24 protein-coding genes are annotated in these 26699 nt (G+C 65.4%); 12 read left to right on the top strand and 12 right to left on the bottom strand.

The window, feature by feature from the left end:
* The gene (locus ABZW74_RS09705; RefSeq protein WP_355275883.1) at positions 1-1764 is read left to right on the top strand and encodes an oleate hydratase; all 1764 of its coding nucleotides are present in this window, start codon (positions 1-3) and stop codon (positions 1762-1764) included.
* Between the two features lie 90 nt (positions 1765-1854).
* Complete coding sequence (locus ABZW74_RS09710) at positions 1855-2946, top strand: ABC transporter permease (protein ID WP_355275885.1); 1092 nt, start codon at positions 1855-1857, stop codon at positions 2944-2946.
* Positions 2947-3021: 75 nt separating this feature from the next.
* On the opposite strand, the gene ABZW74_RS09715 is transcribed toward ABZW74_RS09710, so the two are convergent.
* Positions 3022-3930 (bottom strand): LysR family transcriptional regulator, encoded by a 909-nt coding sequence (locus ABZW74_RS09715; protein ID WP_355275929.1) that lies wholly within the window; start codon positions 3928-3930, stop codon positions 3022-3024.
* Between the two features lie 104 nt (positions 3931-4034).
* On the opposite strand from ABZW74_RS09715, the gene ABZW74_RS09720 reads away from it, so the two are divergent.
* The gene (locus ABZW74_RS09720) at positions 4035-4976 is read left to right on the top strand and encodes an EamA family transporter (protein WP_355275887.1); all 942 of its coding nucleotides are present in this window, start codon (positions 4035-4037) and stop codon (positions 4974-4976) included.
* On the opposite strand, the gene ABZW74_RS09725 is transcribed toward ABZW74_RS09720, so the two are convergent.
* Together ABZW74_RS09725 and ABZW74_RS09730 are read right to left on the bottom strand one after the other, a co-directional pair.
* A complete protein-coding gene (locus tag ABZW74_RS09725; protein WP_355275889.1) occupies positions 4909-5304 on the bottom strand; it encodes a type II toxin-antitoxin system VapC family toxin in 396 nt (131 codons plus the stop codon). The two genes, ABZW74_RS09720 and ABZW74_RS09725, sit on opposite strands and share 68 nt — an antisense overlap.
* Positions 5291-5569 (bottom strand): hypothetical protein, encoded by a 279-nt coding sequence (locus ABZW74_RS09730; protein ID WP_355275891.1) that lies wholly within the window; start codon positions 5567-5569, stop codon positions 5291-5293. Before ABZW74_RS09730 ends, ABZW74_RS09725 begins: the two co-directional genes overlap by 14 nt.
* Here ABZW74_RS09730 and ABZW74_RS09735 point away from each other — a divergent pair.
* On the top strand, positions 5553-6269 hold the full coding sequence (locus ABZW74_RS09735) for a TetR/AcrR family transcriptional regulator C-terminal domain-containing protein (protein WP_355275893.1): 717 nt from the start codon (positions 5553-5555) through the stop codon (positions 6267-6269). The genes ABZW74_RS09730 and ABZW74_RS09735 overlap by 17 nt on opposite strands.
* Positions 6266-7945, top strand: coding sequence for an acyl-CoA dehydrogenase family protein (locus ABZW74_RS09740; protein WP_355275895.1), 1680 nt, complete (start codon positions 6266-6268; stop codon positions 7943-7945). Before ABZW74_RS09735 ends, ABZW74_RS09740 begins: the two co-directional genes overlap by 4 nt.
* Before the next feature lie 22 nt (positions 7946-7967).
* On the opposite strand, the gene ABZW74_RS09745 is transcribed toward ABZW74_RS09740, so the two are convergent.
* Positions 7968-8876: a LysR family transcriptional regulator gene (locus ABZW74_RS09745; RefSeq protein WP_355275897.1), complete on the bottom strand. Its 909-nt coding sequence runs from the start codon at positions 8874-8876 to the stop codon at positions 7968-7970.
* A 311-nt stretch (positions 8877-9187) separates the two neighbouring features.
* Between ABZW74_RS09745 and ABZW74_RS09750 the strand changes: the two genes are divergently transcribed.
* On the top strand, positions 9188-10357 hold the full coding sequence (locus ABZW74_RS09750; RefSeq protein WP_355275899.1) for a GGDEF domain-containing protein: 1170 nt from the start codon (positions 9188-9190) through the stop codon (positions 10355-10357).
* 99 nt (positions 10358-10456) lie between these two features.
* The gene (locus tag ABZW74_RS09755) at positions 10457-10855 is read left to right on the top strand and encodes a helix-turn-helix domain-containing protein (protein ID WP_355275901.1); all 399 of its coding nucleotides are present in this window, start codon (positions 10457-10459) and stop codon (positions 10853-10855) included.
* 17 nt (positions 10856-10872) lie between these two features.
* Here ABZW74_RS09755 and ABZW74_RS09760 read toward each other — a convergent pair whose 3' ends face one another.
* A complete protein-coding gene (locus ABZW74_RS09760; RefSeq protein WP_240857789.1) occupies positions 10873-12240 on the bottom strand; it encodes an FAD-linked oxidase C-terminal domain-containing protein in 1368 nt (455 codons plus the stop codon).
* Between the two features lie 40 nt (positions 12241-12280).
* Between ABZW74_RS09760 and ABZW74_RS09765 the strand changes: the two genes are divergently transcribed.
* The 3 genes from ABZW74_RS09765 to ABZW74_RS09775 all read left to right on the top strand — a co-directional run bounded on the left by ABZW74_RS09765 (position 12281) and on the right by ABZW74_RS09775 (position 15609).
* Positions 12281-12703, top strand: coding sequence for a nitroreductase family deazaflavin-dependent oxidoreductase (locus tag ABZW74_RS09765; protein ID WP_240857790.1), 423 nt, complete (start codon positions 12281-12283; stop codon positions 12701-12703).
* Positions 12704-12736: 33 nt separating this feature from the next.
* Entirely contained in the window at positions 12737-13663 is a 927-nt protein-coding gene (locus ABZW74_RS09770; protein WP_355275904.1) for a serine/threonine-protein kinase, read from the top strand.
* A gap of 446 nt (positions 13664-14109) precedes the next feature.
* Positions 14110-15609, top strand: coding sequence for an amino acid permease (locus tag ABZW74_RS09775; protein ID WP_355275906.1), 1500 nt, complete (start codon positions 14110-14112; stop codon positions 15607-15609).
* A gap of 10 nt (positions 15610-15619) precedes the next feature.
* Here the strand turns inward: ABZW74_RS09775 and ABZW74_RS09780 are convergent, their stop codons facing one another.
* Positions 15620-16753, bottom strand: a complete 1134-nt coding sequence (locus ABZW74_RS09780) for an amidohydrolase family protein (RefSeq protein WP_355275908.1) — start codon at positions 16751-16753, stop codon at positions 15620-15622.
* A 125-nt stretch (positions 16754-16878) separates the two neighbouring features.
* Between ABZW74_RS09780 and ABZW74_RS09785 the strand changes: the two genes are divergently transcribed.
* Positions 16879-18030 (top strand): FAD-binding oxidoreductase, encoded by a 1152-nt coding sequence (locus ABZW74_RS09785; RefSeq protein ID WP_355275910.1) that lies wholly within the window; start codon positions 16879-16881, stop codon positions 18028-18030.
* A 6-nt stretch (positions 18031-18036) separates the two neighbouring features.
* Here ABZW74_RS09785 and ABZW74_RS09790 read toward each other — a convergent pair whose 3' ends face one another.
* The 5 genes from ABZW74_RS09790 to dnaK form a co-directional block, all read right to left on the bottom strand.
* The gene (locus ABZW74_RS09790) at positions 18037-19101 is read right to left on the bottom strand and encodes a hypothetical protein (RefSeq protein ID WP_355275912.1); all 1065 of its coding nucleotides are present in this window, start codon (positions 19099-19101) and stop codon (positions 18037-18039) included.
* 91 nt (positions 19102-19192) lie between these two features.
* A complete protein-coding gene (locus ABZW74_RS09795) occupies positions 19193-19588 on the bottom strand; it encodes a helix-turn-helix transcriptional regulator (RefSeq protein ID WP_355275931.1) in 396 nt (131 codons plus the stop codon).
* Positions 19588-20793: a molecular chaperone DnaJ gene (dnaJ, locus tag ABZW74_RS09800; protein WP_355275914.1), complete on the bottom strand. Its 1206-nt coding sequence runs from the start codon at positions 20791-20793 to the stop codon at positions 19588-19590. The genes ABZW74_RS09795 and dnaJ overlap by 1 nt, the downstream gene beginning before the upstream one ends.
* Before the next feature lie 191 nt (positions 20794-20984).
* A complete protein-coding gene (gene grpE / locus ABZW74_RS09805) occupies positions 20985-21590 on the bottom strand; it encodes a nucleotide exchange factor GrpE (RefSeq protein ID WP_355275916.1) in 606 nt (201 codons plus the stop codon).
* Positions 21587-23425, bottom strand: a complete 1839-nt coding sequence (dnaK, locus tag ABZW74_RS09810; protein ID WP_240857796.1) for a molecular chaperone DnaK — start codon at positions 23423-23425, stop codon at positions 21587-21589. Before dnaK ends, grpE begins: the two co-directional genes overlap by 4 nt.
* Positions 23426-24421: 996 nt before the next feature.
* On the opposite strand from dnaK, the gene ABZW74_RS09815 reads away from it, so the two are divergent.
* On the top strand, positions 24422-25150 hold the full coding sequence (locus tag ABZW74_RS09815; RefSeq protein ID WP_355275918.1) for a hypothetical protein: 729 nt from the start codon (positions 24422-24424) through the stop codon (positions 25148-25150).
* Here the strand turns inward: ABZW74_RS09815 and ABZW74_RS09820 are convergent.
* Positions 25140-26582, bottom strand: a complete 1443-nt coding sequence (locus ABZW74_RS09820) for an MFS transporter (protein WP_355275920.1) — start codon at positions 26580-26582, stop codon at positions 25140-25142. The two genes, ABZW74_RS09815 and ABZW74_RS09820, sit on opposite strands and share 11 nt — an antisense overlap.
* Positions 26583-26699 lie beyond the last annotated feature (117 nt).

Here is a 26699-nt window from a genome sequence, read left to right on the forward strand (position 1 = left end):
ATGAAGTACACCAACGGAAACTACGAGGCATTCGCCCGTCCCCGCAAGCCGGCCGGAGTCGACGACAAGTCGGCCTGGTTCGTCGGCGCCGGACTGTCGTCACTGTCGGGCGCGGCATTCCTCATCCGTGACGGACAGATGTCCGGGGACCGGATCACCATTCTCGAACGTCTCACGCTGCCCGGCGGCGCGCTCGACGGCATCAAGGAACCCGAGAAGGGCTTCGTGATCAGGGGCGGTCGCGAGATGGAAAACCACTTCGAATGTCTCTGGGACCTGTTCCGCTCGATCCCGTCGCTGGAGATCGACGGCGCCAGCGTGCTCGACGAATTCTATTGGCTCAACAAGGACGACCCCAACTATTCACTGCAGCGCGCCACCGTGGAGCAAGGCAAGGACGCGCACACCGACGGGCTGTTCACGCTCTCGGAAAAGGCACAGAAGGACATCATCAAGATCTTCCTCGCGACCCGCGAGGAGATGGAGAACAAACGCATCGATGAGGTCTTCTCTCAGGACTTCCTGGACTCCAACTTCTGGCTCTACTGGCGCACCATGTTCGCGTTCGAGGAATGGCACTCCGCGCTGGAGATGAAGCTCTACCTGCATCGGTTCATCCACCACATCGGCGGTCTGCCCGACTTCTCGGCGCTGAAATTCACCAAGTACAACCAGTACGAATCGCTGGTCCTGCCGCTCTACACCTGGCTGCTCGATCAGGGCGTCACGTTCCGATTCGACACCGAGGTCACCGACGTCGACTTCGACATCCACGGTGAGCGCAAGCAAGCCACCTACCTTCACTGGGTCGACGCCGACGGAGATGAGGGCGGCACATCGTTGACCGAGAACGATCTTCTCTTCATGACCATCGGGTCGCTCACCGAGAACTCCGACAACGGCGATCATCACACCCCCGCCGCGCTCGACGAGGGACCCGCGCCCGCGTGGGACCTGTGGCGTCGCATCGCCGCCAAGGACCCGTCGTTCGGCCGCCCCGATGTCTTCGGCGGCCACATCCCGGAGACCAAATGGGAGTCGGCCACCGTCACTACCCTCGACCGCCGGATTCCGGCCTACATCGAGAAGATCTGCAAGCGAGACCCGTTCAGCGGCAGGGTCGTAACGGGTGGCATCGTCACGGCGAAGGACTCCCGTTGGCTGATGAGCTGGACGGTCAACCGGCAGCCCCACTTCAAGCAGCAGCCCGCCGACCAGATCGTGGTGTGGGTCTATGCGCTGTTCGTGGACGAGCCCGGCGACTATGTCACCAAGACGATGCAAGAGTGCACCGGCGAGGAGATCACCCAGGAGTGGCTGTACCACCTGGGCGTTCCGGTCGAGGACATTCCCGAGTTGGCGGCGAACGGCGCCAAGACGGTGCCGGTGATGATGCCGTACGTGACTTCGTTCTTCATGCCTCGTCAGGCCGGCGACCGCCCCGACGTGGTGCCGGCAGGTGCGGTGAACTTCGCCTTCATCGGGCAGTTCGCCGAATCGGCACAGCGCGATTGCATCTTCACCACCGAGTACTCGGTCCGCACGCCGATGGAAGCCGTGTACACCTTGCTCGACATCGAGCGTGGTGTCCCGGAGGTGTTCAACTCCACCTACGACGTGCGGGCGCTGCTGGCCGCGACCAGCCGGTTGCGCGACGGCGAGGAGGTCGGTCTGCCAGGGCCGCAGTTCCTGCGCAACAAGCTGATCGGCAAGCTCAACGAGACCCAGATCGGGCAGCTCCTCTCCGAGAACCACATCCTCTGAGCATGCCCGCCTGACCCACCACCACCTCCTGCGTCCCGGCGAATGCCATCGCCGGGACGCCTCGTCCCACACACCCTTCGGAGGTCCATCATGACGTTGTTGTCTGGCGAGCCGTTGTCCTTCGGCACCCACTACCGCCGCCTCTTGATCGGCGTCGTGGTCCTCGGCGCCCTCACCCAGTTCCTTCTCGGCACCTTCTATCTCGGGGTCGGTCACTCGCCGGAGCCGCGGAACCTTCCGGTCGGTATCGTCGGGCCGCCCGCACAGGTCGAACCCGTTGCCGCCCAGCTCGAATCCGCCGGGAAGTTCGACGTGACATCGTACCCTTCACCGGAGGCACTCACCGCCGCGATCAGGGCACGGGACGCGGCCGGGGGTCTGGAGATCACATCGGGCGGCGTCGTGGCCGTCGTCGCCGGAGCCGGTGGGACGCTTCCGGCGGCGACGTTGAAGACGGTCGCGGCAGAAGCCAACCAACGCAACAACTCTCCGCAGACCATCCCCCGCGACGTCGTGCCGTTGGCGGACAGCGACATCAACGGAGCGTCCCTCGGCTACATCCTGCAGGTGATCTCGCTGGGCGGCAGCATCGCCTCGCTCGGCTTGGGACGGTTGATGCCGCGCGTCCAAAAGTCACTTCGCCGGGGGCTGGGACATGTCGCCGCCCTGATCGCCTACGCGTTGGTGTCCGCGGCGATAGTCCTGGCGTTCTCGTCGATCTACGGGGTCGGGTCCGGCGCCGACACCGGAGAACTGTTCTGGACATATGCACTCATCTCACTGGCCATCACCGGATCGATCTCCGGCCTAGTCACGCTATTCGGGCCGGTGGGGTCCCTGACCGGTGGCTTCTACTTCCTGATCGGTGCGACCATCTCCGGCGCATCGATACCGTGGACCTTCCTCCCCCATTTCTGGGCGCTACTGGGTCAATGGCTGCCCACCGGCGGTGGTGCGCAACTCATCCGCAACTCGCTGTACTTCCCCGCAGCGAGCAACACCACAGCCCTGCTGTGCCTCGGCCTGTACGCAGGAATCGGCACGCTGCTGGTGCTGGTCTGGAACATCATGGGCAACAGGGATTCCCGAACCTCCGCCATCGACGTCGACGCCCTGTATCCGGTCACCGGCGAACACCACCATCATCACGACACCTCGACAGAAGCAGAGAGCCAGCCGTGAGATCCTGAGTCTCCTGGACTCGTTGGATTCGTTTGCACTTCAAGGCAACTGCGTTGCGGCATTGATGATTGATCATCACACGGTGCGCGGCCATCGATGGAGCTCCGGGACCACATTCCCGGGAGGAACCAAGCGGCTCAACAAGACTCGCAGCGGCGGCCAGTTGTCTCGGCCCCGTCGCGTGACCGCATAGGCGGTCATCCGCAGGTCATGTGTGCCGAGAGGCAGCACCGTCAAGCCCTCGCGAGACGCGCGATGCAGCGGCAGCAATGCCACTCCGTAGCCGGCGAGGATGAGGTCCTCGACGAGTTCGAGACTGTCGATCTGATGCGCGATCGTCGGTGTGAATCCCGACAGCGAGGCCAGGGTACGAACGGCCGTCTCGTCAGCACTGTTGCGGGAGTTGACAATCCAATACCGGTCCGCGTAATCGGACGGCGCGCGCGTGCCCGCGTCGTCGTCGGGTACTGCCAGCCCCCACGGCGTGGACCACAACGCGACGCTCTGCAGCGCGGGATCGATCGTGGCCGGCGCGAGGTTGTAGTCGTAGGACAGCGCGAGGTCGATGTCGTCGTTCATGAGTAGTTCGAAGGCTTCGACGGGCTCGTACTCACTGATGACCGCCCGCAAACCCGGATGGGAGTCCCTCAACTCGGCGAGGACCGGAAGCAACGACACTCGGATGCCGGTGGCGAATCCGCCGACCCGCAGCGTGCCGACGGGTTCGGCATCGGGATCGAGGTCGCGCAGTGCCGCATCGACCTCGGCGAGGATGGTCACCGCGTGATCGGCCAGCCGACGACCCGCCGGGGTCAGCCGAACGCGGCGGCCGTCGGGCTCGATCAGCAATGTCTTGGTCTCGCGGGCGAGCGCAGCGATCTGCTGCGACACCGTCGAGGTGGTCAAGTGGTAGGCGTCGGCAACCGCTCGCATCGAACCCATCCGCGAGAGCGCGAGCAACAATTCCAGCCGCCGGAAGTCCACTGGTCTATTGTTCATGATTTCCGAACGATATGTCCATAAATGTCACGTGGACACGAACGATCTGAGTGGCCTTCAATGAGAGCGTGCAACACTTCACCAGCGCCATGGGACAGAACACAGCACGCGCCGGGACGGCGATGGCCATCGTGTCGATGCTGTGTGTCCAACTCGGACTGGCGTTTTCGGTGACCCTCATCGACCGCGTCGGCGCCGAGGGCGCGGGCTGGCTGAGGCTGGCGTGGGCCGGAATCTTGCTGCTCGTGATCGTGCGGCCCTCACCGTCGGCGTTCACCCGACGCACGTTTGCCGCGGCGGTACTCCTCGGAATCGTCACCGCCGGTATCGTTCTGCTGTTCATGGCCGCGGTGGCGCGAATTCCGCTCGGTACGGCCAGTGCGATCGAGTTCCTGGGCCCCTTGGGCGTCGCCGTGGCGACAGCCCGCGGAGGCAAGCGCATCCTGTGGCCGGCACTGGCAGCGACCGGCGTGATCCTGTTGACTCAACCGTGGTCGGGCACGGTGAACACCGTCGGAGTGCTGTTCGCACTCGCCGCCGCGGCGTGCTGGGGCAGCTACATCCTGTTGACCCAGCACATCGGCGACGAGGTGGCCGGAGTGCAGGGGTTGGCGGTGTCGATGCCGGTTGCCGGTATCACCGTCGTCGCGGGTCCCTCGACATTCGGTCGGCTGACTCCCGAATTGCTGCTGATCGGGCTAGGCCTCGCGATTTTGCTGCCGGCGGTTCCGTTCGTGCTGGAAATGCAGGCATTGCGGCGCCTCACCACGTCGTCCTTCGGCACGCTGATGGCCCTCGAACCCGGCTTCGCCATGCTGATCGGACTCCTCGTACTCCACCAAATCCCCGGACCCGCATCGATTCTCGGACTCGGGCTGGTGGTGGCGGCGGGAATCGGCGCGGCACGAGGAGGATCGCGCCGAAACGAGCCCGCCAGCACCGGCAATCCACCTGATTCGCGACTCACCCGCCAAGTACTTCGATCCGACACGTCGGGCCATGTGCGCGAGCGAGTTTCGCGTCGAGCGTGACCAAGGTGGCGTCAAGCGCCTCGGCCAACGTGACAAAGAACGCGTCCGGGCCGCGAATCGACTCCCGCAGTTCCCAGACTCGGTCGAGCATCCACCGGTGGGAGTACCGCTCACCGGGCCACTCGCGCCGATCCTCCACCGCCTGACCTGCGGCCGTTCCGTCTAATCCGCCGCGCAGGTACTGCGCACGGACCACGCCCAACACTTCGACATCGATGACCTCAGGGGCCACATGGTCGGGGTCGGCGGCGAGGCGTGCGCCGACCTCGACTGACCGCGGGGTGTCGGCGACGATTTCGAACAGGCACGACGCGTCAACGACGAGCATCGGGCCACTCGCCTCGCCATTTGTCGAGGTCCGCCAAGACGTCTTCGGTGCGAATCTGCGACGGCCGACGACCCGTGCGACGCAGCCATTCGGCAATGGACGGCCGTTCTGCGATTTTCGTGGCTTCGCGCTGCAACAGTTCCGGAACCGTGATGCCGTCTTCGTCGGCGGCTGCACTGCTGCTTGCTTGCTTGACGAAAACGCCGGCCCTGTTTATTGTTTGTCGTACAAACAACGGGATCGAGCGCATGTCCACCACGTCCACCGCACCCTCTCGTCGCGCGAGTCGGGAGTCCGGGAAGTCCACCCGGCAGTCATTGCTGCGTGCGGCCACCGAGGTGTTCGCCGAGCATGGCGAAACTGCATCAGTCGCGCAGATCTGCCAGCGTGCCAATGCTTTTCCCAATCAGGTCACTTACTACTTCGGCTCCAAGGAGCAACTGTTCGTCGAGGTCGCGTGCGCGGCCGTGCTGCGCGCCGGGCGTCATGCTGAAGAGGCCGCAGCCAACGCGACGACCGTCCGCGAGTACACACATGCGCTCATCGGTTCGCTACTGGGCAGCGAGGCCCGCAGCGTCGAGATGTTCACGACCGCGATGCTGCTGGTCGCACGCAGGCCAGACCTACGCGAACACATCTCCGAGACTCTGCACACACTGCACGAACGTGGCGGAGACGCCCTTATGGCGACGCTGGTGCGTACCGGATGGCAATTGCGTGCGCCGATCGACGTCGAGGCCAAGGCATTCTGGTCGGCCACGTTTGGACTTGTCGTCCAAAAGGCCGCCACCGGAGCGGAATTCGGCTACACGCTGGAGGAGTCGGTGGCCGTGATCTTCACGAATCTTCAGATACCGGAAAACGTACTGGACCAACCGCTGAGTGGTCTCGAGACGCCTCGGGCGAGCAAGCTCGCACGTGGCTCCTCGACCAGCGGGGGTTCAGCCCTGAAAGGAACATCATGACCCGATCGACCACCACCCACCCGCAGCCGCACCTCACGCACGAGGTGCTCAACCAGTCGACACCGCGCGTCGACATCAACGAGTACGAACTCGACACCGTACTCAGGGAATCCGTCGCCCGACACGACGCCGGGTGGGCGGACGCGGAGCTCCGCGAGATCGGTGCGCTGGTCGGCAGCGAACAGTTCCAGCACGACGCCAAATTGGCGAACACCATCACGCCGCAGTTGCACACCTTCGACCGGTGGGGGCGGCGGATCGACGAGGTCGAGTACCACCCGTCGTATCACCGGATCATCTCGGCGTCGATTTCCCATGGCGCACATACCCGTTGCTGGGCCGACCCGCAGCCGGGATCGCACGTCGCCCGGGCGGCCGCGTTCATGCTGTTCGGTCAGATCGAGCCGGGTCATGCGTGTCCGGTGTCGATGACGCATGCGGTGATCCCGTCGCTCGAACTGCAGCCCGATGTCGCCGCGCTCTGGGTGCCCAAGGCGCTATCGCGCGAGTACTCCCCCGAACTGAGCGCCGACAAGTCGTCGGCCATCTTCGGCATGTCGATGACCGAGAAGCAGGGCGGCTCCGACGTCCGCGCCAACACCACCGTGGCCAAACCGGCCGGTGCGGGCGGCCCGGGCGCGGAATACCTTCTGACCGGACACAAGTGGTTCTGCTCGGCACCCATGTCGGATGCGTTCCTGGTGCTCGCTCAGGCGTACGGGCCTGGCGGTGAAGGACTTTCGTGCTTCCTCCTGCCCCGTGTGCTGCCGGACGGGACACGCAACGTGTTCCGCATCCAGCGACTGAAGGACAAGCTGGGCAACAAGTCCAATGCGTCGAGCGAGATCGAACTCGACGGAACAGTCGCCTACATGGTGGGCGAACCCGGTCGCGGGGTGCGCACCATCATCGAGATGGTGGCGCAGACGCGCCTCGACTGTGTCCTCGGCAGCGCGGCCGGCATGCGACAGTCCGTCGCCGAAGCGGTGTGGCATGCCCGCCACCGCAACGCCTTTGGTGCGCGTCTCGTCGACCAGCCGGCCATGACCGCGGTTCTCGCCGACCTTGCTCTCGAATCGGAGGCCGCCACCACCACCGCCATGCGGCTCGCCCGCGCCCACGACGAGGACGCCGACGACCAGGAACGCGCTTTCCGTCGGCTGGCGACGGCCGTCGCCAAGTACTGGATCTGCAAGCGCGGACCCCACCACGCGTACGAGTCGCTGGAATGCCTGGGCGGCAACGGCTATACCGAGGACTTCCCGCTCGCCATGCGCTACCGCGAGCAACCGGTGATGGCCGTGTGGGAGGGATCGGGCAACGTGATCGCACTCGACGTGCTGCGCGCAATGACCCGCGAACCAGAGTCTGTTGCGGCGTTCGACGCTGAGTTGTCCAAGGCGCGCGGTGCCAACACGACGCTCGACGCGCATCTCGACCACGTCCGCGTCGAACTCGGCGAACTCGCACGGTTCGAACCTGCTGCCGCGCAGGCGAGGGCACGAGTGACGATCGAGGCGATGGCGCTCGCGTTGGAGGCCTCGCTGCTGGTGCGGTACGCACCGACGTCGGTGTCGGAGGCGTTCATCGCCGCACGGCTGGGTGCCGATCGCTCGTTCGAGTACGGAGCGCTGCCGGTCGGAGTCGACGTGGGAGCGATCGTCGAGCGGCACTGATGTGGGGCGGCAGCGGGTGGGATCAGCCGTCGGTGCGCAGTGAGTCCAAGATCTGTTGCCGGAGTGGCGATGTCGTGTTCGGTAGCCAGGTGGCGCGGGCGGGGGCCACGGGCGGGTCGGTGAATTCGACGATCCTGATGCGACCGTTGTCGAGCCATCCGGGCGCATTGGTCACGAAGGCGCAGGCCTGCGGGTGTGCGATGACAGAGGTGTGTGGCGGGGTTCCGATGAGGGTGGAGACGATCACCCTAGGTTCGAATCCCGCTCTGCGACAGATGTCTACGAGAATGTCGGTGTATTCGGCGTCGCCCTCGGCGCCCCACACCACGATCTCGTGGTTGGCGAGAGCCTCGAGGTCGACGCGCTCGTGCTGGGCGAGAGGATGATCGGCGTGCATGGCCAGGCGGAGCACGTGATAGGTCGCGATCGCCGACGCCAGCCCGGACGGATCGCCGACACCCCGACCGAAGGCCAGATCGATCGCGCCACCGACCAGGGCGTCGTGGATGTCGGACGCAAACACCGGGCGCACGGTGATCGGCACTGTGGGATCGTCGCGCACCACGGGCTCGATGATTCGGAAGATCTCCGACGGCGCGAGGTCCGGCGTATGACCAATCACGAACGGCACCCGACGATCGGCGTCGGCGCTGCGCACTGACGAAGCGAGGTGCCGACCGCCGGCTAGCAACGGCACCGCCCCGTCGTAGAGCGCCGAACCCGCCTCGGTCAGCACCAGGCGTCGATTCGCGCGCGAGAACAACGTGACGCCCATCTGCCGTTCGAGTTCGCGAATCGCCGACGACAGCGCCTGCTGGGTGATGTAGAGCTCGTCGGCCGCGACCCGCAGGTTCGGCGAATCGACCACCGTGACGAACATACGGAGCCGACGCAGATCGAGGTCGCGATCACCGGCCGACGGTGAGTTCATCAAGTGATTCCTGTCAACTATCCGATTTGGTCTGATTGTAGATTGTCAATTCGATCCTTAGGCTTGAACTTGCGATGCGAGCGGTACCCCCGACACCGCTCGCATCGCTTCGCTTCACATGGGTCCACGCACTGAGGGGATGCGTGGACCCATTTGCGCTTCCCGGCCGGTTCTACCTATGCACCGCGGCCCATCACCTATGCGATCGTTGACTACACTTTTGGCATCAACAACCGTTGGACAGCGCGCGCGACTTCCGGGGGTCAGGCTCGTGTGCCACGCAGGCTTGGGAGGGGCGCAGCGTGGGCAACATGGTCGGCACACCCCGGTATGCCCGGATACGCAAGCGGATTCCGCCCGCATTCTTCGAGGTCAGCCCCGAGTACAGCGACGCTCTCGAGATCGTCAACCAGATCGGCATCCGTGAGCGGTTCATTCGCTACAGCATCGCAGCGCTGACCATCACCTTTGGTGTTGTGGGACTCGTGAGTGCGTTCGCACCGGGGGGTTCGGCCGGATCGCCCGTTCGCCTCGCCATCGCCCTCGCAGCTTCGGTCAGCACCATCCCGGCGGCCATCGTGATCAGCAGGGTCAACCTCGGCACTGTGTGGTGGTCCAAGGAGGCGTCGATCAAGGGCGCCAACACGGCCTTCGTGATCTACGCCGATCTTGGCGTCGCGATCGTCCTGGCCACCTTTCAGAGTCCGATGATGGCGCTGCACGGAGCAACGCTGTTCGCGGTGATCGCAGGCTATGTCGCGCACTTCGTGCGGTTGCCGGTGGTCATAGCGCATGTGACGTTCACGAGCTTGGTGATCGTTGCGTGTGGGATTGCCACGGTCCTGCTGGACTATCCGGTGGCGACCAGCGCGTACTACACCGTCGTCGCACTGATGGCGTCGAACGGCATCGTGGTTCTGCTGCGGACCTACACCATCGATTTCCAACGCGCGATTGCGCGCCAGCTCGAACTTGCCAGTACCGACCCGCTGACCGAGGTCCGCAACAGACGAGGCTTTCTCAACACCGTCGCATCCGAACTGCGTCGGGGTTGCTTGTCGGGCCCGTTCGCCATTGCGATGGTCGACATCGACAACTTCAAACAGATCAACGACCAGCACGGGCATGTCGTCGGGGATGCCGTCCTCATCCGCATCGCACAATCACTGCAAGATATCGCCGGACCATCTGCCGTGGTCGGGCGCATGGGCGGCGACGAGTTCGCCATCGCGGCACCGCTCGAGCGCGAGGAAGCGATCCGCATGGCTCGCCGCATCACCGAGGTCCCGCACTCGATTCAGGGTGACGTGACGATCACCATGAGCCTGGGGATCTCGGTCCGCCGGGCGAAACGTACGCCGGTGTCGGCGTCGATGGTGATCGCGATCGTCAACGCGACACTCGCCAGTGCCGATCTCGCGCTGCTGCGTGCCAAGGCATCGGGCCGGGCCGGTCTGTCGACCACCGAAGCACCGTCCTGAGTTGCCCGTTCAGCGTCGGCCTTCGTCAGGCAGTTTGCCCGCGAGACCGCAGTCCGTGGGGCGACACCTTCCCCAGGAACAGAGGTCGCCGCACTCGAGTTGATCTGTGCGGCCCTCGGCGAGCTGAACTACGAGAAGTATCGGCTGTCCGACAACGGGGTCTTCATCAGGCAGGCCGCCGATGAGTTGATCCGACGTCACCACTGTGACCCGGATTTCACGCCCGACACCATCGCGCGGCTACTGCACGTCAGTCGGCGACAACTCTATCGGCACTTCGAGCAAGAGCCTCAGTCCATGGCCGAGCTGATCGGGGCTCAGCGTGCCCGGACCGCTCGATCATTGCTCGTCACGAATCCAACCCGCCCGGCCGAGGAGATCGCCACTGAATCCGGATTCACGTCGACGGCAACGATGCGCAGCCATCTGCGTGCCCAATATGGCATGGGGCCCAAAGAGATTCGTTCGAGCGCCACCGAGGCTCCACCCACCACCTGAAGCTCCGGTATCGACGGTCAGAGAATGACACCCGGGTTGAGCAGTCCCTGAGGGTCGAGGGCCTGCTTGATCAGTGTCGTCAGTTCCATCACGTCGGGCCCGACCTGATCGGGCAGCCACGCCTTCTTCAACCGGCCGACGCCGTGCTCACCGGTGATGGTGCCGCCCAACGAGATAGCCAGATCCATGATCTGACCGAACGCGCGGTGGGCCCGATCGTGCTCGTCGGCGTCGTCGGGGTCGAACACGATCAGCGGATGCGTGTTGCCGTCGCCCGCATGCGCGATCACCGAGATCATCACCGAGTTGTCCGACGCGATGTCGGCAACTCCGTCGATCAGCGACGGAAGCGACGGCAACGGCACGCCGACATCCTCGAGCAACAGCGTGCCGAGTTTCTCGACTGCGGGGATCGCCGCTCGTCGCGCCGCGGTGAATGCCTCCCCCTCGGCCGGGTCGTCGGTCGCGAAAACCTCGGCGGCCCCGTGGGTTTCGAAGGCATTCTGAATCAGTTCCACCTCGGCGACACCCGCCGGACCCGGCGCGTCGGACTGGGCGACGAGCAACGCGCCTGCCTCGCGATCGAGACCCATCCGCAGCATGTCCTCGACGGCGTTGATGGAGACCGAATCCATGAATTCCAGCATGGCAGGCCGTATTTCGGAGGTCACGGCGAGCACTGCAGCGCTCGCGTCGTGCACCGAGGAGAAGGTGCCGACCACCGTGCACGCCGGCGCCTGCGGCGGGAGCAGGCGCAGGGTGACCTCGGTGATGATGCCGAGCAGGCCCTCGCTGCCGACAAACAGTTTGGTCAACGGCAGTCCTGCGGAGTCCTTGAGTTGTTTGCCGCCGAGCCGTACCGCTCGGCCGTCGGCGAGGACCACTTCGAGGCCGAGGACGTAATCAGTCGTGACCCCGTACTTGACGCAACACAGGCCGCCGGCGTTGGTGGCGACGTTGCCGCCGATCGAGCAGATCTCGAACGACGACGGGTCCGGCGGGTACCAGAGCCCGTTGGCCGATGCGGCCGCCTTCACCTCGGAGTTGAACAGGCCCGGCTGACTCACCGCGGTGCGGGTGGCGGTGTCGATGGTGAGTTCGCGCATCTTCTCCGTCGAGATCATCACCGCGCCGTCGACCGCGGTGGAACCTCCGGACAGGCTGGTGCCGGCACCGCGCGTGATGATCGGCGTGGCGTGCGACACGCACCAGCGCACGGCGGTCTGCACCTCGGCGGTGCTCGTCGGGCGGATCAAGGCGAGTGGGGTTCCGGCGTCCGGGTCGGCCGCCCGGTCCTGGCGGTAGGCGGCGAGGATGTCGGGATCGGTGACGACCATGCCGTCGGGTAGCTGGGACATCAACTCGCTCAGATCGGCACCGCTCATGTTTGCCAGCCTATGGGGCGTCGGTGTGCACAATGGCGGCATGAGCGATTTCAACGGCACCATCATCGACGAGTTCCGTACCAACAGCGGATTTGTGCAGACCGCAGGGTTCGGGCGCAATCTGATCCTGCTGCACACCGTCGGCGCCAAGTCGGGTGAGCCGCGCATCAACCCGCTCCTCGCGCTGCCCGACGAGGGCGGATGGCTGGTCATCGGCTCGGCCGGCGGGTCACCGAAGACACCGGCCTGGGTGCACAATCTGCGCGCCGACTCGTCGGTGACGGTCGAATCCCCCGACATCGGCGGCGTCAAGACCCAGCAGGCCACCGTCACCGAACTCCCGCCCGACGAGCGCGACGCCGCGTGGGACCGTTTCACCGCCAAATCTGACGGCTTCCTCAAGTACACCGAGACTGCGGAGGGCCGCCAGTTCCCGATCTTCCGCGTCAGCCCCACCGAATAGCGGCCCGACGTCGGCTGCCCCTACCCTGTCGGTGTGTTCGAAGTTGGCGATGTGGTGGCCGGCTACACCGTCGACGAATTCCTGGGAGGCGGTGCGACGGCCGACGTCTTCCGTGTGCACCGCGGCGACGACCGACCTGTGGCACTCAAGGTGCTGCACCCGAAAGGGTCCGATCCCAGCCGCATGCGCGAGCGATTCGACCGCGAATTCACCATCGCCCGCAAACTCGACCATCCACACATCGTCAAGATCTATGCCCGCGGCGAGGTCGACGATCCGGACACCGCACCCGCGCTCCGCCGACCGCACTACCCGGCGCTCTGGATGGCGATGCAGTACGTGCCCGGCTCCCCCGCGACGACGCTGATACCCCACGAAGCCGAACCCGACGTACCGGCGATCCTGCGCATCGCCGCACAGATCGCGAGCGCGCTGGACTACGCACACGGACAGGAGATCCTGCACCGCGACGTCAAACCCGCGAACATCCTCACGACGCCGACGTCGTCGGGGCTCGACGGGTTTCTGTCCGACTTCGGCATCGCGCAGTTCCTCGATGACACCCGGCCCCTGGCCCGAAACGGACGCGTGCAAGGTTCGATCGCCTACGCAGCACCGGAACTTCTTCAGGCTCAACAGCTTTCCCCAGCCACCGATCTGTACGCCTTCGCTTGCTCGTTGGTGGAACTGCTGACCGGCTTCCCTCCGTACCCACGCACCACCGCCTTCGCCATCACCTACGCACACATCAACGACGACCCGCCCAAACTCACCAGACGCCGCAGATGGCTACCGTCGGCGATGGATTCGATCTTCGCGAAGGCTCTCGCCAAGTCACCCGCCGACCGCTATTCGTCGTGCGGCGAACTGGTGGAGATCATCACCCGACTCATGCGCGACGTGCCGATCCCCGAGGCACCCCCGCACCGACTGTTCGGGCGATCGCGGACCCGACGCTGACTTCTCTGCTGCCTGGGGGCTCGAGGCGCCGGCCGGGAGCCGCGCAGGTGTCGATGGGCCGACGGGGTGCCACTGAAAGTAGGGGAGGAAGTCTCTTCCCCGGGGTTTGGTGTCGTCCCCCAGAAAATTCGCGGGGAGGACACCGAGGTTAGGGGAAGAGTTTCTTCCCCTATTTTCTTGGGGACGGCCGGAGGGTGGCGGCGATCACATCCGAAGGAGATGTTAAATCGGACATCCGATCCGTTAAACTGCCTGGCGCCAAGATGATTCGCGTTGCACGGTGCCACGTCGAGCCGAATGATGTCCGATTTCTTTAACATTCCACCGCTCGCGCCGACCATTTAGCACGTCTAATCTCTGTTCTGGTTCTGTTCATCTGCGCGTGCGCTCTCGCGATCCGAGGGTGCCCAATGCTGCGCGAAAAAACCCACCACCACAAGGGAAACATGACGTCCGAAACCACCACGTACGACAATTCGTCCCTCGCACACGAAGACGAGGGCTATCACAAGAGCCTCAAACCGCGGCAGATTCAGATGATCGCCATCGGCGGCGCGATCGGCACCGGCCTGTTCATGGGCGCGGGCAGCCGCTTGCACGACGCCGGACCCGGCCTGTTCATCGTGTACGCCGTCTGCGGCATCTTCGTCTTCTTCATCCTGCGGGCCCTCGGTGAGCTGGTACTGCACCGCCCGTCGTCGGGCTCGTTCGTGTCGTATGCACGCGAATTCTTCGGTGAGAAAACAGCATTTGTCACCGGATGGCTCTACTTCTTCAACTGGGCGGCGACCGCGGTGGTCGACGTCACCGCGGTTGCGCTCTACGTGCACTACTGGAGCATGTTCGAGGCGATACCGCAGTGGCTCATCGCGCTCATCGCACTCTGCATCGTCCTCACCATGAACGTCATCTCGGTGAAACTGTTCGGCGAGATGGAGTTCTGGGCATCGATCATCAAGGTCACCGCGCTCATCGCCTTCCTCGTGGTCGGCATGGTGTTCCTGGCCGGACGCTTCGACATCGACGGACAGCAGGCCGGGATCAGCGTCATCACCGACAACGGCGGTCTCTTCCCCGAGGGCATCTTCCCGCTGTGCATCGTCACGTCCGGGGTCATCTTCGCCTACGCGGCAGTCGAATTGGTCGGTATCGCGGCCGGCGAGACCGAGGATCCGCCCAAGGTGATGCCACGGGCCATCAACTCCGTCATCGTGCGCATCGCCGTGTTCTACGTCGGCTCGGTTCTGCTGCTCGCGTTGCTGCTGCCCTATACCGCCTATCGCGCCGGCGAGAGTCCATTCGTCACGTTCTTCTCCAAGATCGGCATGCCTGCCGCGGGCGGGATCATGAATCTTGTTGTGCTGACGGCCGCTCTGTCGAGCCTCAATGCCGGCCTGTACTCCACCGGCCGCATCCTGCGTTCGATGGCGATGAACGGTTCGGGCCCGGCGTTCACCGGCAAGATGAATCGCAATGGAGTGCCGTTCGGCGGCATCGCACTCACCGGAGCCCTGACGCTCCTCGGCATCGTGCTCAACCTGTTCGTTCCCGAGGACGCATTCAACATCGCGCTCGATCTGTCTGCGCTGGGGATCATCTCGACCTGGGCGATGATCGTCGCCTGCCAGATTCAGCTGTATCGCTGGGAGCGCAAGGGAATTCTCGAACGCCCCGCATTCCGGCTGCCGGGTGCTCCCTACACGAGCTACGTGACGCTGCTTTTCCTTGCCGCGGTGACCGTGCTGATGTGCTACGAGAACATCTGGAACCTGATCGCCATCCTCGTCATCATCCCGATGCTGATCGTCGGCTGGTATGCGGTGCGCGGCAAGGTGATGACGATGGCAGCGGCACGCGAAGGCTACACCGGCGACTACCCCGTCGTGCCGCAACCGCCGGTCCCCGAGGCGCCGCACGGGCGTCATCAGGAGTCGGAGGAGGACTGAGCCGGAGTCCTCAGGGAGCGGACACCTCTTCGATGCTGTAGGTGCGTAGCGCGTTGTCGCGGAACACTTTACGAAGCGCGTCCGGACCCCATCGGGACAGGCAGTCGATGAGCGCACCCACCTGCATGTCCATCCGGGAGTTCGGTTTGTCGATCGGGTAGTTGCTGCCGTACATGACACGTTCGGTGCCGAAGTGGGTGATGATGTGTTCGACGAACGGTCCGATCATCTCGGCGAGGGTGGCCTGGTCACCGATGTTGCCCCACCGTTCGTGGCCGAACCCGAGGACCGGCATCGCCAGGCCGGACAGCTTGACCGACACATTGCGATGGCCGGCGAGCGTCGTCATCCGTTCCCGCCACAGGCGCATGATGTCGGCGCGGGCTGCGGCGGTGGCTCCGGTTCGCAGGCCGATGGGACCGAAAACCCCTGCGGGAATGCCGAAGTGGTCGAGGACGATCGGCGTGTCAGGATACTCACGGGCCAGGGTGACGACGTCGTAGAGCTGGTGGGAATACACCGAGGCGTCGAAAATCAGCTTCCTGGCGGCGATCTCGCCGAACCCTTCCAGGAAGGCGGCCGACGCCAGCATGCCTTCGGTGTCGCCGCCGTCCCGAACGCGGGGATCGGGGTGCCGTGACGAGATGATACGAACACCGCGGAACAGATCGGTGACCGCCGCGTGCTCGTCGAGGATGCGGCCGAACTCGGGAGCGCGCGGATCGGCGTGTGCGATCAGGGCGCCGAGTCGCGGGGCGCCCCGCTCACCGAAGGGCAATCCCACCACGTAGCGGGTCTCCTCGACCGACGTCGTATCTTCTGCCGGCTGGTCTTCGATGGACTCGGCGCGCCAGTGCGATTCCATGTGCACGACGGTGTCGATCGGCACCCCGGCGACGGCCGGCACGCCCGCGATGTCGGCGGCGTACTGCCGCGGCTCGTAGGTGCGCGCGACGGTTCGGGGAGTCAGCACGTATTCGCGATCGGCGCGCGAGACGATGACGGGGAAGATCCGGTCCCCGATGCCGGGCACGAAGCGATAGAGGCGGGACGCACGGTTGGCAGCCCACGGTGTCCGTCGCGGATTCCACTGCTGCAGGTGTGCATCGACGATCCCGGGAATCACACCGTCGAGAGACGTCACAACACGTACCCTGCCACAGGCTTCGGCGAGGCGGCATACGATGGAGGATCGTGAATCGGTCTCGATCCAGCCGCGACCGGTCCCGACCACATCGACACGAGCGACCGGGGAGGTGAAAGGACGCGATGGCGACGCACTCTCGGCATGCGCTGCACCATCTGCGGACCGCGGTGAACCGAGATCCTGACCGCTTCGCCAAGAACGTGTACACGCGCATGTTCGCCATCGACCCGGACCTCCGGGACCTCTTCCCCGCGATGATGGCCGGCCAGCGCGACGCCTTCTACCGCGTCGTCGACCACGTCCTGGAGGTCATCCCCGCCGAATCCGGCCAGCCCGAGCTGGTCGAGTTCTTGGCCCAGCTGGGCCGCGACCATCGGAAGTTCGGCGTCGAACCCGAGCATTACCGCGTCATGTACCTCGCGCTCATGGGTGAGTTCGCCGAGCTGATGGACGGGTATTGGGACACCGACACCGCCGACGTCGTCGCACAGGCGACGATGCTGCTGACCGGCGTCATGCGTGGCGCCGCCGAAACCGCGACACAGCCGGCCACGTGGACTGCCACCGTCGCCGAGAAGTACCGGATATCCCGCGACCTCGCCGTCGTCCGCCTGGTCGCCGACACCCCGCTGCATTTTCACGCCGGGCAGTACGTCGAGGTGCAGATCCCGCAGTGGCCCAAGGCGTGGCGCAATCTGTCGTCGGCGATCCCACCGAACCCCGACGGCGAACTCGAGTTCCATGTCCGGGCCATCAAGGGCGGCACGGTGAGCCCGACCATCGTCGCCGACACCCGCGTCGGGGATGTCTGGCATCTGGCGCAAGGGCACGGCACGCTGCACGTCGACCCCGACCGCGACGTGCTCATGGTCGCCGGTGGCACCGGGCTGGCACCACTTCGCGCGCTGATCATCGAGATGTCCAAACGCGCGGATTCGCCCCGCACACACATTTTCTACGGCATGCGCTACCCCGGTGAGCTCTACGACCTCGCCGTGCTGCGACGCATCGCCACCACCAATCCGTGGCTGCAGGTGACCGCGGTGACCGAGGAGACGACCGACCCTTGGTGGCTGAGCTCGCTCCCGTCACCCGAAGATCTGGGGATGCCGCACCTGATCGGGCGACTCGGTGACGTCGTCGTCGGACAAGGATCGTGGGACGACCATCAGGTTCTGGTCGCGGGGTCGCCGCAGATGGTGGAGGCGACGCGGCGCAAGCTGATCATCGCCGGGGTGCCCGCGAGCCGCATCCAATACGATCCGGTGATCTGAGAAGTCTCAGTTCTGGGCGTTGGGGTCGTAGGGGTTGGGGTTGACCGTCTCGGTGACGGTCTCCGTCTCCGTCGTCGTCTCCGCGGGTGGTGTCTCGGTGATCGTCCTCGTCCGGGTGACGGGCCGCGGTGTGGTGGTCTGGGTGACGGTCCGGGTTTCCGTCTCGACGACGGTGTCGGCGGCCTCGGTCTTGGTCACCGTCCTGCCCGGTCCGGGGGTGGTGACGGTGGAGGTGATGGTGCTCGGACTGGTCTCGCGGAGTTCTCCGTCGGCGGCGAGCACCGCGGTGATGGCAAGGGCGCCCAGGACGATCGCAGCGCCGATTGCGGCGCCGATGAACCACCAGCGTTTACCCGACGATGCGGGCGCCGATCTGGTCAGCATCGTCGGCGCCTCGGCGACGCGGGCCAACTCGGCGGAACTGATGGCCGACGCGAGGGAAGGCTGGTCGGCGATCGTCACGGGACGCTGGACGGCGTACTCGAAGGCGGGCGCGACGCCCGGGGTCTCGGCACCAGGTCCGGTGCAGATCACCGAGGTGAGCTTGTCGCCGCCGGGCATCTCGGTGATGGCGTCGGCCAACGCGGAGGCACCCTCATGCTCGGTGACCGGTCCGCACTCACCTCGATCGAATTGCCCGACCCCGACGAGACGTCCGGTCGCGACGTCGACGGTGACCGTGGTGGCCCCGACCGAGGGGGCGGCGTTGGTTCCGAGGTCGACCACCGCGACCACGCCGGGACGCGTCGCCTGCGCTCGGGCGACCTCCGCCAGGGCGGTCGGGAAATCGGTCACCCCGATCTTCGAGTGCCAGTCGGGAGTGCCGGCGGTCGGAGCGAATGCGCTGTTGAGATGCTCGCGCAGGGAGTCGTCGGCGACCGCGAGACCGATGTGCTGGAAGTCCATCGGGACCGAGGTCACGAGTTCTTCGATCGCCGACTCCACCTGCGACGACGTCGCCGAATCCGGCAGGTCGACGAGGTTGCTGGCGACGACACGGCCGTCCCCGTCGCGGACGACAGAGGCGATCTGGTCGTCGACGACGGAGATACCGAGCACGGTATCGGTCATCTCGGCCACCGGGCACTACCTCTCACGTCGATCCTTGACCAGACAGGATAACGGCAGGTCCCGGGTCCTCGGCTGCCGGGGCCGATCGGGGTTAACTCTTGGGACGCCTGTTACGCGGCTGCCACACCACCAGCGCGCTGGTGCGCGGCACCGGGACGAGTTCGCCGCCGCGTCGGCCGCGGGCCTGCTGCAGTTCGTCGCCGAGTTCACGCACCCGCTGGCTCAGCGCATCGACCTGATTCTCCAGATCGATGATCCGTTTGATGCCGGCGAGGTTGACACCCTCCTCCTGGGAGAGTCGCTGGATCTCGCGCAGCAGTTCGACGTCGCGGGTGGAGTAGCGCCGGCCGCCGCCGCTCGTGCGTTGGGGGGTGACCAGGCCGAGCCGGTCGTATGTGCGCAGGGTCTGCGCATGCATACCGGCCAGCTCGGCGGCCACGGAGATCAGGAACGTCGCCGACTCGTCGAAGTCACGGGACGCCATCATCATCGCCCCCACCCGGCGCGCGGATCGAATCCGCTCGCGCGTTCGGCCTCGGCATAGCGGCGCATGGCCTCGGTGGCGTCGTCGTCGAGCTTGGGCGGCACCGCGACCTTGACGGTCACCAGCAGATCGCCTGCCCCACCCGAACGCTTCGGCACGCCCCGACCACGCACTCGCAGCGTGCGGCCGTCGGTGGTGTTGGCCGGGATCTTGACCCCGACCGACCCCTCGAGGGTCGGCACCGACACCGTCGCCCCGAGCACGAGTTCGGAGATGCTCACCGGCAACTGCACCTTGAGGTCGTTGCCACTGCGCGTGAACACCTTGTCGGCGGTCACGTGGACGACCACGTAGAGGTCGCCCGACGGCGCGCCGCGTCGTCCGGCCTCACCCTGTCCGGCAAGCCGGATGCGTTGCCCGTCTTCGACTCCCGCGGGAATGCGGACGTTGATCGTGCGGGCGCGGACCTTGACGCCGCTGCCGTCGCAGTCGGTGCACGGATCGTCGATGCGGCTTCCGGTGCCCTGACAATCCTGGCAGGGTTCGCTGAATCCGAACGCGCCCTGGTTGCGGCTGATGAACCCGGAACCGTTGCAGCTCGGGCACACTCGCGGGCTGGTGCCCGGCTTGGCGCCACTGCCGTGACACGTGGTGCACGGCGATGGGCTGGTCACCCGAAGCTGGACGGTGGTACCGAGTGCTGCGTCCTTGAACGACAGCGACGTCTCGGTTTCGAGGTCGTTGCCGCGTCGCGGCCGGCTTGCGGTCGAGGTTCGCTGACCGCCGCCGCCACGGTTGAACAGGCCCTCGAAAAGGTCGCTGAATCCGCCGGAGCCACCACCAGCCTCGGCACCGCTGCCGAACAGGTCGCCGATGTTGAAGTCGGCCCCGCCGCCCGACGTGTTGTAGTTTGTGCCCCCGCCGAAGCCGCCCGGAAAACCGTTGCCGCCGCCGCGGAATCGACCGCCCGCGAACATGGCGCGGGTCTCGTCGTACTCCTTACGCTTCGCGGGATCGGAGAGCACGCTGTGGGCCTCGGATACGCGCTTGAAGCGTTCCTCGGCCGCGCTGTCCCCCGGGTTGGCGTCCGGATGCAGCTCGCGGGCGAGCTTCCGATAAGCCTTCTTGATCTCGTCGGCCGAAGCGTCAGAAGCAACGCCGAGGTCCTGGTAGAAGTCGTGTTCCAACCATTCGCGTTGTGGAGCCACCAGACGTCACCTCCTTTGATGTTCTGTTGTCTGGTCTGTCAATGAAATTGTGAAGCAATCCACTTTCTGAGCCGTAAGCCCCGCTCCCTGAGGTGCGAGCCTGCGAGCCTCGAAGGGGCTGGCGACATTGTCTCACCAAGCCCTTCGAGGCTCGTCGCTAGCGCTCCTCGCACCTCAGGGAACGTTGACCCTCAGGGTGCGGCGGTTTCTGCCGGATCGGTGACCGTGACCATCGCGGTGCGGATCACCTTGTCACCCAGCCGGTAACCGCAGCGGTACACGGCCCCGAGTACCGGGTGCGCACCGTCGCCGTCGTGCTGGACGGCCTCATGCAGTTCCGGGTTGAACTCGTCGCCGGGTTCACCGAAGCGGGCGAGACCCTCCGCGGTGAGGGCACCGACGAGCTTGTCGGCGACCGCACGCAACGGACCACTCTCGAGATCGCCGTGCTCACGTGCACGGTCGAGGTCGTCGAGGACGGGGAGCAGTTTGTCGATCAGGATCTGCTTGCCGTAGGCAACCGACCCCTGCTTCTCCTCCGCCGCACGCCGCTTGAAGTTGGCGAACTGAGCGCGTTCCCGTTGCAGGTCCGCGGTCAGTTCTGCCACCCGCTCGTCGGCCGCGTTGGGTTCGGCCGCCGGGTGTGCACCCGGGCGAACCTCCCCCGTGTCCGGGTCGATGACCCGCTTGTCGGTGACGGTGATGGGCATGTCGCCCTCGCGCTCGGGTTCGACCCCGCCGAGTTCGGCTTCGGTCGGGTCGAACCCGGTGTCGGGCGAGGACTCGCTCTGGGTCACTTCTTCTCCTCGTCGACGACCTCGGCGTCCACGACGTCGGCGTCGGCATCTGCGGCGTCACCGGCCGGTGCGTCACCGTTGGGCGACTCGGCGGTGTTGGCGTAGATGGCCTGGCCGAGAGCCTGCGACTCCTCGGACAGCTTCTCGATCGCGTTCTTGATGGCGGTCGAATCGGTGCCCTTCAGTGCCTCCTGCGCGTTGGAGATGGCCGATTCGACCTTCTCCTTGACGTCGGCGGGAACCTTGTCCTCGTTGTCCTTGAGGAACTTCTCGGTGTGGTTGACCAGCGACTCCGCCTGATTGCGGGTCTCGGCCTCTTCACGCCGCTTGCGATCCTCGTCGGCATGCGCCTCGGCATCCTTGATCATCCGGTCGATCTCGTCCTTGCTCAGGCCCGAGCCGTCCTGGATGCGGATGGAGTTCTCCTTGCCGGTGCCCTTGTCCTTCGCGGTGACGTGCACGATGCCGTTGGCGTCGATGTCGAAGGTCACCTCGATCTGCGGGACACCCTGCGGCGCGGGGGCGATGCCACCGAGCTCGAAGGAGCCGAGAAGCTTGTTGTGCGAAGCGATCTCGCGCTCACCCTGATACACCTGGATCTGCACCGACGGCTGGTTGTCCTCGGCCGTGGTGTAGGTCTCCGACCGCTTGGTCGGGATGGTGGTGTTGCGCTCGATCAGCTTGTGCATGACGCCGCCCTTGGTCTCGATACCGAGGGAGAGCGGAGTGACGTCGAGCAGCAGCACGTCCTTGACCTCACCGCGCAGCACACCGGCCTGCAGGGCGGCGCCCACGGCGACGACCTCGTCCGGGTTGACGCCCTTGTTGGGCTCCCGGCCGCCGGTCAGTTCTTTGACCAGCTCGGTGACTGCCGGCATACGGGTCGAGCCACCGACCATGACCACGTGGTCGATGTCGCCGACGGAGATGCCGGCGTCCTTGATGACCGCCTGGAACGGTGCGCGAGTGCGCTCGAGCAGGTCGCTGGTGATCTTCTGGAACTCGCTGCGGCTCAGCTGCTCGTCGAGGAACAGCGGATTCTTGTCGGCGTCGACGGTGATGTAGGGCAGGTTGATCGACGTCGACTGCGAGGACGACAGTTCGATCTTGGCCTTCTCGGCAGCCTCGCGTAGACGCTGCATGGCCATCTTGTCCTTGGTCAGATCGATGCCGCTGGAGCTCTTGAACTTCTCGACGAGCCAGTCGACGACGCGCTGATCCCAGTCGTCACCACCGAGGTGGTTGTCACCGGAGGTCGCGCGGACCTCGACCACGCCGTCGCCGATCTCGAGCAGCGAGACGTCGAACGTTCCGCCACCGAGGTCGAAGACCAGGATGGTCTGTTCCTTCTCACCCTTGTCGAGTCCATAGGCCAGGGCTGCGGCGGTGGGCTCGTTGACGATGCGCAGGACGTTGAGGCCGGCGATCTGGCCGGCTTCCTTGGTTGCCTGGCGCTGGGCGTCGTTGAAGTATGCGGGCACCGTGATGACGGCGTCGGAGACGTCTTCACCCAGGTACGACTCGGCGTCGCGCTTGAGCTTCATGAGCGTGCGCGCGCTGATCTCCTGCGGGGTGTACTTCTTGTCGTCGATGTCGACGGTCCAGTCACCTTCGCCCATGTGGCGCTTGACCGAACGGATGGTGCGGTCGACATTGGTGACCGCCTGATTCTTTGCGGGCTGACCGACCAGCACCTCGCCGTTACGCGCGAAGGCGACCACCGACGGGGTGGTCCGGGAGCCTTCGGCATTGGCGATGACGGCCGGCTCTCCACCTTCGAGCACCGCGACCACGGAGTTGGTGGTGCCGAGGTCGATTCCAACAGCACGGGACATCTTGTTGCTTCCTCCTAGTTCGTGGGTGTGCACCCAAGTACGTTGTTCGAAACCCGAACTTCAGTGCATCCGACTCATGTCCTACTGGAGGACACAGCCGGAGTCAACCTGGGTTGAGCCTACACGACTCAGGTTTCTCGATTTGTTCAACCGGGACATGGCCGGGATCATTCCCGGAATCCCGAAAAAGTTGAGCGCGATACGCTCAATGTGAGTAATCGCTGGTCAGGGTCGGTTCTGCTCGGCGTTGCAAACACCGACGATGTCGGCGGATGGGTCGCCGACTCGAAGAGTTAGGGTGACCGCCTCCGCTGAGCTGCGGAAATCTGTACCTGGGAGGCTTGCCAAGCACATAGTGCCCTTGGCCGGGCTGAGGGGTACAGACATCCGACGGGTCGCGGTGCGTTCGGGTCGTTGGGCCGGCTCGACTCCGGGAGTTGGCGTCTGAAGCGGTCGCCGTGAGGTGTCGCCGAGGGCAATATGCCTCGGCGGGCACTGAGGAGGCCCGTTTCGGACGCCTCCCGGTGGGTGTCATTGCCCTCGCGCTCGGCGACCACGCTCTTCCCGCCGCCACGACCGCCGACGACGTCGGCGGTCGGGACGCTGATCCGACAGAGTCCGGTGACCGACGCTGCGAACTGGGCAAATGTGAGGCTCGCGTCTGCGGCGCGACGGCTTGGGCGACCGAGCCCGCCAGGTGCCGGGGCCGAAAAGCGGTGCGGACCACCGGTTCAGCCCACTGTGTGTGCTGTCACTTCCACTCGCAGAACACGATTCGCGGGCTTAAGGTCAGCCTTGTCGTCGTGATCAGATTCGATGACACGTAAGAATCGCACTATATGTCGGGGGACATCATGGGATCAGTTGAAACAATCGTCGGCCTGTACCAGGTCTATCAAATCCTGCACTCACTCGGCCTCGTCTGAGGTCCACGCGATCAGTATGATTTTGGGGCCGGATTCCGGACCCAAAATCATACTGATCGAGAGGTGATCCGTGAGCGACGCCGACATCCGCTTCTACTTCGATCCGGTCTGCCCGTTTGCCTGGATGACCAGCAAGTGGGTGCGCAAGGTGCAGGCGCAACGCGACTATGCGGTGGACTGGCGATTCATCTCGCTGCGACTTCTCAACGCGCACATCGACTACGACGCGCACTTCCCGCCCGAGTACGAGGCCGGGCACTGGGCCGGTTTGAAGCTCCTGCGGGCGGCGGCAAGTGTCCGACGCGAACACGGGCGCGACGCCATCGGCCCGCTCTACACCGCTTTCGGGACCCGAATCTTCGACTCGCACACCGGAACCTACATGGTGGGCGAGCGCGATCACCGCGGCACGGCCGAATTCCTGGAACCGATCCTCGCCGAACTCGGACTGCCGCCCGAACACATTGACGCGCTTGATGACTCGTCGTGGGATGCCGAGATACAAGCCGAGACGGACGAAGCGCTGTCCCTCACCGGACGGGACGTGGGCACACCGATCATCCATTTCCAGCCGCCGGACGGCGTGGCATTCTTCGGCCCGGTCATCAGCCGGCTGCCCAGCGACGACGACGCAGTCGCCCTGTGGGACCACGTCATCGGCCTCGCGAGCTTTCCCGGGTTCGCTGAACTGAAACGCAGCCTGCGCGAGAAGCCTCAACTCCGTGCATTCGGAGTCACCGATGCCGATGTGGGTGTCCAAGAGGACTGGCACGCAGGGAGTCGTCGGCTCAAGAAGTGAGTCGCTCCGGCGGCTGGCATGCGTGATTCATTGCCGGTTGGACGTGCGGTGTCACCGGTGCCCCGGATCGGATGGTCGCGGCGGCGACGATGCCACCGAGGGCACAGCAGATCGCGGAGATGATCATCGCGGTGTGGAATCCCGACCCGAGCGGCTGACCGGGACCGCTGTCGATACCGGCGACGACCGGCAGGATCGCGACCGCGAGCAGTCCAGCGAGACGCGCGACGGCATTGTTGACGCCCGACGCGGTGCCTGCATGTGCGTCGTCGACCGCGCCCAGCGCCGCGGAGGTCAAGGGCGCAACCGTGATGGTCATACCGAGCCCGAACACCACAACAGCCGGGAACACTGCAGTGAAGTAGCCGGCGCCGGGTTCGATCCGCGTCATCAGCGCCAATCCGGTGGCCGCGACGAGCGGTCCGACGGTCATCGGCAGTCGCGGTCCCGTCATCTGCGACACCTTGCCGGACAGTGGTGACCCGAACAGCATGATGATGGTGCTCGGTGTGGTCGCGGCCCCGGCCTCGAGCGCCGAGTAGCCCATACTCTGCTGCAGTTGCAGCGCAAGCAGGAACAGCGCTCCGCCGAGTGCCGCGTACACGACCAGCGTTGTCAGGTTGGCTCCGGTGAACTGGGCAGACCGGAACAGCCCGAGCGGCAGCAGTGGGTCGTCGACCCGGGATTCGATGACAACGAAACCGATCAGTCCGATGACACCTATTGCCGCCGAGGCGATCACACCGGCGTCCGAGCCTCGATCCGGGAACTCGATCAGCGCATAGATCACCCCACTCAACCCGACGATCATCGCGAGAGCGCCTGCGACGTCGAGCCTTCCCGTGCCGGCGCCGTCTGACTTCGGCACGTGCCTCAACGCGATCGCGATGGCACCGACGGCAAGTGGAACGCTGAGATAGAACACCCACCGCCACGACACGGCGTCGACCAACCACCCACCGACGAACGGGCCCAAAGCGGTTGTGGCACCGGACATGCCGGCCCACAGGCCGATCGCTTGGCTGCGGTCCTCCTCGCGAATCTCCGCGTCGATCAATGCGAGGCTGCCCGGTACCACGGCGGCCGCGCCGACGCCCTGGACGATGCGAGCCGCGATCAACGCCTCGATCGTCGGCGCCAGGCCGCAGGCCATGGATGCCAGCCCGAAGATCACCAGTCCGCCGACGAAGATCCGACGCCGACCGTAACGATCGCCGGCCACGCCACCGACCAGCAGCAGAGCGCTGAGGGTCAGCAGGTAGCCGTCGAGCACCCACTGCTGCCCGGACAGTCCAGTGTCGAGGTCGCGGGAAATGGCGGGAAGTGCGACGTTGACCACCGTGCTGTCGAGGAACGCCACCCCCGAGCCGAGCACGGCCGCGGCGATGAGCCAGCGACCGGAACTCGACGATGCGGAGAGACCTTCCGACATGAGCCGGCGTCACCTGCCCTTCGAGGCTCGTCGATTTCGAGACGCGTCGGGTCGCTCCGCTCCCTCGTCGCTCCTCAACCCGGCGGCTAGCGCTCCTCGCACCTCAGGGAGCGGTAA

The sequence above is a fragment of the Gordonia sp. NPDC003585 genome (assembly GCF_040610755.1).
Lineage (GTDB): Bacteria > Actinomycetota > Actinomycetes > Mycobacteriales > Mycobacteriaceae > Gordonia.

What these genes read in the sequence shown, in the direction of transcription:
- ABZW74_RS09735 (WP_355275893.1), top strand. Translation starts at nt 5,553, where the DNA reads ATGTCCACCACGTCCACCGCACCCTCTCGTCGCGCGAGTCGGGAGTCC.
- ABZW74_RS09740 (WP_355275895.1), top strand. Translation starts at nt 6,266, where the DNA reads ATGACCCGATCGACCACCACCCACCCGCAGCCGCACCTCACGCACGAG.
- dnaK (WP_240857796.1), bottom strand. Translation starts at nt 23,425, where the DNA reads ATGTCCCGTGCTGTTGGAATCGACCTCGGCACCACCAACTCCGTGGTC.
- ABZW74_RS09795 (WP_355275931.1), bottom strand. Translation starts at nt 19,588, where the DNA reads ATGATGGCGTCCCGTGACTTCGACGAGTCGGCGACGTTCCTGATCTCC.
- ABZW74_RS09775 (WP_355275906.1), top strand. Translation starts at nt 14,110, where the DNA reads ATGACGTCCGAAACCACCACGTACGACAATTCGTCCCTCGCACACGAA.
- ABZW74_RS09785 (WP_355275910.1), top strand. Translation starts at nt 16,879, where the DNA reads ATGGCGACGCACTCTCGGCATGCGCTGCACCATCTGCGGACCGCGGTG.
- ABZW74_RS09765 (WP_240857790.1), top strand. Translation starts at nt 12,281, where the DNA reads ATGAGCGATTTCAACGGCACCATCATCGACGAGTTCCGTACCAACAGC.
- ABZW74_RS09790 (WP_355275912.1), bottom strand. Translation starts at nt 19,101, where the DNA reads ATGACCGATACCGTGCTCGGTATCTCCGTCGTCGACGACCAGATCGCC.
- ABZW74_RS09750 (WP_355275899.1), top strand. Translation starts at nt 9,188, where the DNA reads ATGGTCGGCACACCCCGGTATGCCCGGATACGCAAGCGGATTCCGCCC.
- ABZW74_RS09820 (WP_355275920.1), bottom strand. Translation starts at nt 26,582, where the DNA reads ATGTCGGAAGGTCTCTCCGCATCGTCGAGTTCCGGTCGCTGGCTCATC.
- ABZW74_RS09710 (WP_355275885.1), top strand. Translation starts at nt 1,855, where the DNA reads ATGACGTTGTTGTCTGGCGAGCCGTTGTCCTTCGGCACCCACTACCGC.
- ABZW74_RS09725 (WP_355275889.1), bottom strand. Translation starts at nt 5,304, where the DNA reads ATGCTCGTCGTTGACGCGTCGTGCCTGTTCGAAATCGTCGCCGACACC.
- ABZW74_RS09720 (WP_355275887.1), top strand. Translation starts at nt 4,035, where the DNA reads ATGGGACAGAACACAGCACGCGCCGGGACGGCGATGGCCATCGTGTCG.
- ABZW74_RS09760 (WP_240857789.1), bottom strand. Translation starts at nt 12,240, where the DNA reads ATGAGCGGTGCCGATCTGAGCGAGTTGATGTCCCAGCTACCCGACGGC.
- ABZW74_RS09745 (WP_355275897.1), bottom strand. Translation starts at nt 8,876, where the DNA reads ATGAACTCACCGTCGGCCGGTGATCGCGACCTCGATCTGCGTCGGCTC.
- ABZW74_RS09705 (WP_355275883.1), top strand. Translation starts at nt 1, where the DNA reads ATGAAGTACACCAACGGAAACTACGAGGCATTCGCCCGTCCCCGCAAG.